General features: G+C 35.3%; 10 protein-coding genes. 6 read left to right on the top strand and 4 right to left on the bottom strand.

The genetic code is table 11. The annotated features are described in order from the left end of the window. Positions 1-44: 44 nt before the first annotated feature. Positions 45-215, bottom strand: coding sequence for a hypothetical protein (locus F6K23_RS14345; protein ID WP_293156414.1), 171 nt, complete (start codon positions 213-215; stop codon positions 45-47). Positions 216-590: 375 nt separating this feature from the next. On the opposite strand from F6K23_RS14345, the gene folK reads away from it, so the two are divergent. The 5 genes from folK (at position 591) to F6K23_RS14320 (ending at position 5,939) form a co-directional block, all read left to right on the top strand. Beyond that, the gene (gene folK / locus F6K23_RS14340) at positions 591-1,115 is read left to right on the top strand and encodes a 2-amino-4-hydroxy-6-hydroxymethyldihydropteridine diphosphokinase (RefSeq protein ID WP_293156433.1); all 525 of its coding nucleotides are present in this window, start codon (positions 591-593) and stop codon (positions 1,113-1,115) included. Then, a complete protein-coding gene (gene tmpR, locus F6K23_RS14335; RefSeq protein WP_367267700.1) occupies positions 1,112-1,864 on the top strand; it encodes a bifunctional dihydropteridine reductase/dihydrofolate reductase TmpR in 753 nt (250 codons plus the stop codon). Before folK ends, tmpR begins: the two co-directional genes overlap by 4 nt. 646 nt (positions 1,865-2,510) lie before the next feature. Then, complete coding sequence (gene queD / locus F6K23_RS14330) at positions 2,511-2,954, top strand: 6-carboxytetrahydropterin synthase QueD (protein ID WP_293156411.1); 444 nt, start codon at positions 2,511-2,513, stop codon at positions 2,952-2,954. A gap of 649 nt (positions 2,955-3,603) precedes the next feature. After that, on the top strand, positions 3,604-4,836 hold the full coding sequence (locus tag F6K23_RS14325; protein WP_293156408.1) for a cytochrome P450: 1,233 nt from the start codon (positions 3,604-3,606) through the stop codon (positions 4,834-4,836). Between the two features lie 503 nt (positions 4,837-5,339). After that, positions 5,340-5,939 (top strand): hypothetical protein, encoded by a 600-nt coding sequence (locus F6K23_RS14320; RefSeq protein WP_293156405.1) that lies wholly within the window; start codon positions 5,340-5,342, stop codon positions 5,937-5,939. 5 nt (positions 5,940-5,944) lie between these two features. On the opposite strand, the gene F6K23_RS14315 is transcribed toward F6K23_RS14320, so the two are convergent. The 3 genes from F6K23_RS14315 to F6K23_RS14305 are packed head-to-tail and all read right to left on the bottom strand — an operon-like array spanning position 5,945 to position 9,126. Then, on the bottom strand, positions 5,945-7,441 hold the full coding sequence (locus F6K23_RS14315; protein ID WP_293156402.1) for a P-loop ATPase, Sll1717 family: 1,497 nt from the start codon (positions 7,439-7,441) through the stop codon (positions 5,945-5,947). A gap of 14 nt (positions 7,442-7,455) precedes the next feature. Next, entirely contained in the window at positions 7,456-8,805 is a 1,350-nt protein-coding gene (locus tag F6K23_RS14310; protein WP_293156399.1) for a KGGVGR-motif variant AAA ATPase, read from the bottom strand. Beyond that, positions 8,806-9,126, bottom strand: coding sequence for a hypothetical protein (locus tag F6K23_RS14305; RefSeq protein WP_293156396.1), 321 nt, complete (start codon positions 9,124-9,126; stop codon positions 8,806-8,808). Positions 9,127-9,160: 34 nt separating this feature from the next. Here F6K23_RS14305 and F6K23_RS14300 point away from each other — a divergent pair, with 34 nt between their 5' ends. Next, complete coding sequence (locus tag F6K23_RS14300; protein WP_367267702.1) at positions 9,161-9,247, top strand: transposase family protein; 87 nt, start codon at positions 9,161-9,163, stop codon at positions 9,245-9,247. Positions 9,248-9,784: the final 537 nt, after the last annotated feature.

The raw sequence follows: 9,784 nt of genomic DNA, 5'->3' as shown, positions 1-9,784 counted from the left end.
CGGAACTTGGATCGATGATCCTAACGCTTCGGGAAATTCTGGCACTACTGAGGTTGGAGAAATCCTGTCTCAGCAACCAGGGTCGTAGAACGAAGAATCCTCCGCGCTTCAGCCGGAGGAGTGTCAAAAGCAAGATTAAATATGGGCTTACACCTTTCTCGAATGGCCTGGGGAGTTCTTAGATATTTAATAACTTCTGGGATTTTTTTATTCATTAAAAGTCAGAGTTAAGAAATATAATATTTAAGCATTTCCTGCGGAATGCTGGGCAAACAGCTGTTAGCTGTCAGCTGTCAGCTCTCATGAGGGGATTTTAATATATAGACTTTAAAGCCAGTTTTTATAGTAAAATTTAATTATCATACTCAATATTATTAGTAAAGCTTTTATCTAGAACTAAAAAAAAACAATAGCTGATGGCTGATAGCTGACCGCTGAATGTTTACTATAATATCAATAGTAAGCTAGAAAAAAACTATCACAAGCATCATGCAATTAAACACGGTTTAGTTGATGAGAAACTTGGGTAGTTTCTTATGGGTTTTTCTAAATTTAATTCAGCAAAAAATAAGGTCAAAAATCCACCAGTAATGTCTCATCAAGTTCACTTCAGTCAATCAGAAAAACAAGAAAAACAAGAAAATAATGTAGCTGTTGCTCTTGGTAGCAATCTTGGTGATTCTTTAACTATTCTAGAAAATGCAATCCAAACTTTATCCAAAACTCCAGGTATTACCTTAAATACTTATTCTAGCTGGTATCTGACTAAACCTATTGGTCCAAAACAACCAGATTATCTGAATGGTTGTGCATTATTAAAAGTAGAATTAACTCCTCAAAAATTGTTAGAAATTATTTTGGATATAGAAAAACAATTTAAGCGAGTACGTTTAGTACATTGGGGACCTAGAACTCTAGACATAGACTTAATCTTATATGATGATTTAATATTAGATATTCCAAATCTACAAATCCCCCACCCTCGGATGAGAGAAAGAGCTTTTGTTCTCGTACCCCTAGCAGAAATAGCTCCTAATTGGATAGACCCAGTATCAGGAAAAGCGATCGCTCAACTTCTAGAAGAGGTAGAATGTTCGGGAGTATCTAAGCTTTGAGTTGGCAAGTTAAAATAGCAATTCTATTAATGATCAAAAAAGCACTCGTAACAGGTTCTGCAGTGGGAATAGGGAGAGCGATCGCTCTCGACTTAGCTAGTAAAGGATTTGATATAGCATTTCATTATAACAAAAGCGTAGAAGCAGCTAACCAAGCAACTCAAGAAGCAGCTACTTATGGAGTAAAATCTGTAGCTCTACAAGCAGATATTACCAAACCAGAACAAGCTCAGTTTCTAGTAGAAAATGCAGTGGAAAAACTAGGAGGTTTATCGGTAGTAGTTAATAATGTAGGAAACTTTTTAGGAAAACCTACCAGCGAAATCTCCATAGCAGAGTGGCAGGAAGTTATTGACTCTAATCTCAATTCCAATTTCTATGTCACCACAGCAGCACTTCCCTATCTCAAAGCAGCTCATGGAGCACGAATAGTTAATTTTGCTTGCGCTTATGCTCAAAATGTGGTAGCACGAAAGACAAATACGGCTTATGCAATTGCTAAAACAGGGATAATCATTTATAGTAAGTCTCTAGCTCAAGAGCTAATTAAATACAAAATTACTGTTAATGTAGTATCGCCAGGAATAGCTGAAAACTCTTTTGATGTAGAAAAAATGGTTCCTAAAATACCAGCAAAACGACCTGCAAGACTCGCAGAAATTAATCATGCAGTTTGGTTTTTTATTAACCCTGATTCTGAGTATATTACAGGGCAAATTTTGGAAGTTTCTGGTGGTTGGAATTTGTAGACAGGGAATAGGAAATAATCTGAGCTGTTTCATTCTCTATAACTACCTGGTTGTGGGGAGTGTGGGAGATGTGGGCAGTGTGGGAATAAATTAAAAAACATATATCTTCACCATTACTAGGACAACCGGAAATAAAAAAAAGAAATTTCGGATTTTATTGTCTCTTGCTGAAACGAGAGATACTGATAACTAATAATATTATTGTCTGAATAATCAGCGAGCAAAAAACTTTCTCCCTTTTAAAACTTTTATTTCCTTTCTTTGCGTATTGGTTATTAAATTAGAAGGAAGAAGGAAGAAGTAGGAATTCATTAATGGATAATTGATAATGGATAATTGATAATTACCTCTGGTTAAAACCGCTCTTGATTGAATGTAAGGAAATATTATTTCTTCACAGGAGTCGATTGGATATGGCTCCGAGACCTCGCCATCCCATCCTACGGAATGCTGCGCAAACGACCGCTTTTTTCCCCTATCCAAGGGGAGGCTTCAAGGCCCGAATTATTTAATTATTAATTAGTTAATTATTCGGTAATAAGAAGGAAGGAGCAAGTAATAAGTAATAAGGGAAAAAAAACTTAAATTTGAGGAGGTACTGATAACTGATAACTGATAACTGATAACTGAAAAGCAATGGTATTAAATGAAAGAAAAAGAGGAAAAAGATCAAACTCTAAAAAATGAATCTAACTCAGAAACTTGGATAATAGGTAAAGAATTTAGATTTGAAGCTTCTCATCAACTACCTAATCACGATGGGAAATGTGCAAGATTACATGGTCATTCTTGGCGCGGTGTGATTTATGTTTCTGGTAATGAATTAGTAAATTCTGGTGGAAAGCAGGGAATGATTATGGATTATGGAGATATAAAAAAACATCTAAAACCCCTACTTGATGATTATTTAGACCACTATCACTTAAACGAAACTACAGGCTTAGTTAATCCTACCAGTGAAGCGATCGCTAAATGGATTTATGAGCAATTAGAAAATAAAATTCCTGGACTTGTAGCAGTTAGAATTGATGAAACTTGTACGAGTCAATGTATTTATTCAAAAGGAAAAAATAATTTTTTGATTCTATAAAATTAGGAGTGCTATACTAATTTATTACTCCTAAATTGGTTGTAATAAATTTCAGTGCATTGATTTTTTCCTGAAAAAATTATTTTTTTGATGTTATGGAAGTTGCTATTTTATTAGGAGTAATTGGGAGGAAATAATATTAGGTAAAGGCACTAAATTATTTGTAGTAGGCAAAAAATATAACCTTAGAAATATATAGTTTTTAGAACTAAAAATGCTTCAGTTATGTAAATGTTAAATTAATTTGTCACAGGTACTTATGATGTAAGCATTCAGCCGTCAGCTATCAGCTAGCCTCCTATGGTCGGAACTGCGTTAACAGCTATTGCTTTTAGTTAGTGATAAAAACTTTCTTAATTGAGAAACGAAAAATCTTACTACAAAAGTCAGCTCCAAAGTCTATATTCATTTAAACCCCTTTCTTAAGCACAGGGTCTTATTGCTGATAGCTGATGGCTAATAGCTGTTTGCGCAGCATTCCGCAGGAAATGCTTACCTTATGATTGGTAAGATTGCCAAATTATTACTATAAATAAATAACAAAATGAAATTACTCAGTATATTCATTTTACTTAGTATCACTACCACAGTTTTGGCCTTGATAATCTTAAGTTTTCCCTGGAGACATCCCTTGCTCACAAACTTACAGATGAAATCTTTATTAGGTGGATTTAGGATATTATGGGGAATTTATTTTCGAGGCAAGTACAGCTATACTCAAGTCACCGTGATGGAGTCAGAAAAATATGTTTTACCAACAACATTAAAAGAGTTTGCCGATACTGAAAAAAATATCATCAGACAACCTTCTCGTCCAGTAGGAATCGAATATTTCTTTGCTGGTTTTGTCTACCCATTCTTACCCCTTGACTTAAGCGGTTCTGATACCCCTAGTTGGCAGCGAATAATGCAGGGGTTTAAGGCCATTATGTCCCACTTTGAGCTTGAGGACAGATGTGGAGCGATCGCTAGAACGCAAGTGTATAAGTTACCGAATTTAGGGGAAGAGTCAGTTAAGGATAGCATTTTGCGTTCCTTGATTGTAGATATAATGTGGTGTGCTATTTTGGATGTTGAAACAAAGGATGATAGCTGGGAGTTAAATACTAAGCAAGTTCTATACAACCTGATTGAAGATATTTGCTGTTGCTTTACAGAAAATCTAGACCCTGACTGGAAACAACGTTTGGAATGGTGTAAACATCTTGCCCACTTCTTTGAAGAGGGTGGGAAAAATAGTAGCAATTTGGATTTTTTGGTTCAGTTAAGAGTTACTTATTCTTTATCAATGCAAGAATGGTTAACAGCTATTATTATGGAATTTTTTGTCACCCCTGCTTTAGAAATTGCTGAGGTTGTTACTAATATTTTTCAAGAATATGAAGACCATCCAGAAATTCTAGAACGTGCTGTTAAGGATGAGAAATATCTGAGAGCTGTGATTTTGGCAATAGCTTGTAAGTACCCTGTTCTACAAACCATGTTTCGGGTAGCTGATGGTAAGGATGTGCCCTATCATATTAATGTTGAAGTTGCTGATCAAACTGACTTACAATTTAATCCAGAAGATTTCTGCTCAAATAGTCCTCCCCCCTACCAATGGATCGGTTTTGGTAGTGGCCCTCGTGTTTGTAAGGGGCGTATTCTGGCTATAAATATCATTGAATCTATCATACAAGCTATCTACACTAAGTTTGAGGGATGGCCTAAAGTGGAAATTAGCAGTGGTAGGCGGGTACATCCTAGTGTTTCGTTAGATGAGCGATTTTTACGTCTTTATGGCAGAGCATGGATTGGCCGTGTTTTTTATAGGATAGATAAAGTCATCCGACCTTCTTGTCCTCCTGCTCGCTTATATTTACCAGATTCTCTTTTTTCCTGATTAGGTTCAAGCTATAGCGCTGCGCGCAGGCAACAGCTCATCTGGCAACAGGCAATAGGGGGAAGAAAAAGCGAATAATATAAGATTTTAGCTATTGGACAATTCCTGTAATTTGTAAATATGCCAGCGCACATTGCTATATTGCAAAATTTATTAATGCTTTCTAGGGCGTATCATCAATTAAACCCACATTCCGCACTTCAATTTGTAATATGAAAATTAGTATAAAATTCTGAGGTTGCTTAGGTATTTATATAATTTATAGATTATCTTCATTTACCTCGATCAAGAGTCAAATTCTTAGTTAAATATTAAGCATAAATACTTATTGAATCGTTAACTCCTATTGACCACCATAATTTTTTTCTTAACTTTTGACTTATATTTTTATGCTACATTTTGTGGTGCGAAATGTGAATTGTATGCTTTATGGAGATGGCGATCACTATGTCAATAAGCAGTATAAGGTATACTAAAAGGTTAGAGGCTAGGGAATTAAAAAAATGGTCAACCAAAAACAACCTATCTTAAATAACGATGAAGTTAAACAACTTTTTATTAAAGGCGTTAACATTTTTTTGGCAGGGTCAGCAATTACATTAGTATTTGGATTTATGATTTGGTTTGTGCATGGAACTATTATGGTTTCTGACCTATCAGAGAAAATTGTTGCTAAAGGTTGGGGTGCTTTAATTGCACTAATGGCTGTATTTTTATCTTTTATTGTACCTTCAATTGTTACTCTTTTCGGATTTGCGGTAATGGCATTATTGGTGTGGTGGTTATCGCGGGTTTTTTCCCAATATGAAGAATTTCAACCTACTGCTTTAATTGTTTATCAATTAGTAGCACCAGTGGGAATGATAGCTGCTTTAATTTTAGCTTCACCAGTGTTGATTTCTTATGCAGTTATTCGTTTATTTAATGGTAGTGGACAAGCATTAATTTCGGAAGTGAAAGAAGCATCAAGTATTTTATTGCCACTTGAATCTGATAATAAATTTATGAGTGGAACTCCAGCAGTTGAAACTCAATATTTAACAAGGGAAAAATTGATGAGTGAAACTCAAATTAAAACTCAGTATTTAGAAGGAGAAAAATAATTGTTTTATTTCGGACGTTTAATTCCACCTTTGCGTTTAACTTCAAAACCATATCGATAAATGTCGGGCATATTAATTCGCCGATCTGAGTGACGAATTTCCACAATACCTAATTGTTCTAAGTATTTTAAAATTTCTTGGGGTTTCCTAGAAGGTGGTTCTTGATTCCATTCTGTCTTTTTTAGTAACTTGAGAAATTTTTCTTCTTCAGTTAGAAGTGTTAAACCTTTGAGTTCTTCTCTTAAAGCATCTAACCAGGGGTATTCTTCCTTTGTAAGTTCTTCTATTCGATCTTGAGAAGTATCCATTAAAGCTCCTTGTAAGTCAGAAGGTTCTAATAAGCGATTTTCTGCTAAATCTTTTTCGTCAAATTTTTCTAATCTACGTTTTGCTGCTAAGGAGAATAGCTTTAAAAAAGAGCGTGGAGCAATGCTACGTTTGGCATCTTGAAGGTGATTAGGAATCCAATTATAAGTGTAACCTTTTCTAGAATTATTGCCCATAAATACTCCGACAATTTTTTCCATTAATAATTTAAAACAAGACTCATCTGATGCTGGCAATATGCCTAGTGTTTCATCCTTTTTTGAAGTTAAACCAGGAACTATTTGTAAATAATCATTCATTTCTTTTCTAGAGTTAGCTAAACGCTTAACAAATACTTGATATAACCATGAAGTTTTCCACTCTAAACTAATTTTATGTCCACTGAGTTTAGAAGCATCTGGAAATCCTAAAAAATTTTCTCCAAATAAATCTGTGCGTAGAAATATTTTGGGTCTAATTCGTTCCCAACGACGCCATCTATCTAGCCAAAACGCTAATAGTTCGGCGATAGGAGCGCCCAGTTTTATATAAGAAGGAACAATTCGATCTAGTTCATCATAAGTGATAAATAACCAGCGATCACTTGCCAACAATTCCTCATCTAATTTATCCAAAGCATAGTTGATACTTTCAAAGTTCTGGTGAGCATCTGGAAACCAGCGGGAAAGTAATGATAAATTTTTAGTTAAACTATCTCGAATTTCCTCTGGTATTTCCTCACCCCAACTATGATTTGATAATTCTTTTTCCTGCTGAAATATTACTCCTACTATTAATCCTATCCAAAAAATACGCCAATCAATTCTATCCTTGTCTTTCATGTATTTTTCTGTTATTTCTGGTGCAGGAAATTTTTTTTCCCCAGTCTTAGTACGACCATATCCAGCAATCCATATTGTTCTTTCTAAAGGGGGTAAACCTCTAATATTTAAGTTTTTTACTAAAGCTTGGCGACCAGGAGAGTTTGCTAGTAAACGAAAAAATTCTGTTTTACCAACACCTCTGCCACCTAATATTAAAAATGTGTCAACTTCCAAAGCCATTCGGTAGTTAGGTAAGGGTAAAAAATTTTTGAGGAATATCTTTTCATCATTACTTTCATGTTCAGCTCTACCTTCTCCTGGTGCAACATTAGCCATAATTTCTAATAGCTTTTTTTTATCAAAGTTAGTCATTTTCCTACCTGATTTTATTTCTTCAATTTACGCTGAAAAATACTGCAAAGTCTTTCTGCAAGTTCTTGATAAGGTTGACCTGTTAAAACATTAATAATATTTGACAAACGACGCTCCTCATCGGGAGTAGAATCTCGCTCAAATAAACTTATTTCTTTACGCAAATCACTTTGCCAATCTATAATTATTGGGTAAAAATTAGCTTCTAGATCGTTGGAGTTAGGAACATCTTCTTCCCTATAGTAATTTTTTTGAAAAACAATGTAAGCTTCCTCTCGAAAATCTCTAAGTTCCTGCTCCATTCCTGGTACACCTAATCCCGGAGCTAGAGCATGGACAAGCAAAACTGGCAGCGGTTCAGGAGCTAAAGGTCTTGCTAGACGACGAATAACATGAGTTAAACCTGCCCAACTTTGACGAGATTGAGTGCCAAAAATGACTGCTACATGGGATAAGTCAGCGATCGCCAACCCACCAATATCGTGAAACCCTGTTCTGGTATCCAGTAAAATAAAGTCTAGCTTTTTTGCTGCATTGAGTTCTCTAAACATATCATGCCAGGTTTTTGGCAGTTGGTTATTTAGATCTAGCAAATTCTGGAAATCAAGTCTCGCCAACTTTTCCAGATAGTTATTATCCACACTACCTGCTCGTAGTACATTCAAACTTTCTCCGCGATCTCCCAACAATTTCGGATCGTTAACTCGTTGTAAATGAGTACGGAGTTTCCAATTGTCACCTTGAATATTTTTTTCCAACAAATAATCAATCACACCAGAAACACTATCCTCTGTATCTGGGAAAAAAATAGTTGATATACCAGGAGATTCTAAATCCAAATCGACTATAGCTACCCGATGACCATGACGAGCTAATGTCAGAGCAGTTGCTACTAATGTTGTGGTGCGACCAACTCCACCTTTGAAGGAAAAAAATGAAACTATTGCTGGTTTATGACCTTCATCTACTTCCTCCTGAGACCAAAGAGGTTCAACTTCTTTTTTTTGATTTGTCCATGCTTGTTTAGCAACATGACGTTCTAACACATACCAACGAGGTTTACTTCCATCATCCCATTCTGCGAGAACTCTTTCTTCCTCGATGATATCTATCAATTTTTTATAACTATCTTTTTCACCTTTTGGTAGCCAAATATCTTCACCATAGTAGGAACCGAGTTTTTGACTGAGAGATTGTTTTAGGTTATCTAGTTCAGGGTTGCTATTTTTCGGTTCCAAGAAAAGTCGAATTTTTCCCTCAACATCGCGAATGATAGTTATTGATTCTAGTTGGTCTTTTATGGAAGATTCCTCAAAACATTCTTGTACTTTGTCAAATGTTTTACCGAAATTTATATCAATCATTTAAAGCTCCTCGCTAGATATCTTACCATCTAAAATTAGATTGAGAATAATTTCATAGATTTTTTTTGCTCGTTCAACTGCCTCTGTTGCCCGCTCTTTATTCCACAAACCAGACTTAAAATAACGTCGCCTTGGATGATCTTTTTCTAAAACTGTATCGTTTATCCAGGAAACTGGCAGTTTAGAATTAAGACTGGGATAAGTTATCCGTAAAATTTCAATACTTTCACTTTCAAGTTTTATTAAATTGTGGCTTAATTTTCGACAAGTTTTATAGTCAATACATTTTTGTATAATAACTTTGAAAGTGCATTCTACCACATAACCTGCCAAATAAACAGCATTATCCCAACGATTGACAACATTTCAATTGTTGGGTATCCAATTCGGAGTAAGTGAAACAACAGCAAATGATAGGTTTAATTACTGGTTTCCACTTTGAGGAAAACTGCTACCATCAAGTTTACTTGAACAGGTAAAATAATATCATGTTCGGATGATCACTTATAATAAAGCCAGAATCATTACAGTAGAAGTCTTCAAATTTTATGGCCCAAAAGATGGCGATCGCCAACTACCTCTATGTTCTGACGATCGCTTATAACTGAACAGCCCTAGTTTGAGGCCACCAATGGAAACAAGTTATATCATGTCCGGATCAGAGCGCTTCGCAAAAAACTTTCTCTTCATTTATAGCTTAAAATTCCCTCCTCATAACTCATTACTCATAACTCATTACTCATAACTCATTACTCCTCCATTTTTATTTATAACTATTCAACCGAACATGATATTATTCCCTCTTGATATCAAATCCGTTTAATTCGGTATAAAAAAAAATGTTCTATCTTCAACCATTACCAAATATTTCTCGATCTCCCCACATTCCCCTCCTGGGAGTGGTTAGGGGTGAGTCCCCCATCTCCCCATCTAATTACACCAATGCTACCGGATTTAATATAACTCCTGACTCCTGACT

The sequence above is a fragment of the Okeania sp. SIO2C9 genome (assembly GCF_010672455.1).
Taxonomy (GTDB): Bacteria; Cyanobacteriota; Cyanobacteriia; order Cyanobacteriales; family Microcoleaceae; genus Okeania.
The sequence above is the reverse complement of the archived record's forward strand: the minus strand, read 5'-3'. Positions and strand labels throughout refer to the sequence as shown.

Excerpts from the sequence above, each read along its gene's own strand:
- F6K23_RS14345 (WP_293156414.1), bottom strand. The coding sequence starts at position 215 with ATGAATAAAAAAATCCCAGAAGTTATTAAATATCTAAGAACTCCCCAG.
- folK (WP_293156433.1), top strand. The coding sequence starts at position 591 with ATGTCTCATCAAGTTCACTTCAGTCAATCAGAAAAACAAGAAAAACAA.
- queD (WP_293156411.1), top strand. The coding sequence starts at position 2,511 with ATGAAAGAAAAAGAGGAAAAAGATCAAACTCTAAAAAATGAATCTAAC.
- F6K23_RS14325 (WP_293156408.1), top strand. The coding sequence starts at position 3,604 with ATGAAATCTTTATTAGGTGGATTTAGGATATTATGGGGAATTTATTTT.
- F6K23_RS14320 (WP_293156405.1), top strand. The coding sequence starts at position 5,340 with ATGGTCAACCAAAAACAACCTATCTTAAATAACGATGAAGTTAAACAA.
- F6K23_RS14315 (WP_293156402.1), bottom strand. The coding sequence starts at position 7,441 with ATGACTAACTTTGATAAAAAAAAGCTATTAGAAATTATGGCTAATGTT.
- F6K23_RS14310 (WP_293156399.1), bottom strand. The coding sequence starts at position 8,805 with ATGATTGATATAAATTTCGGTAAAACATTTGACAAAGTACAAGAATGT.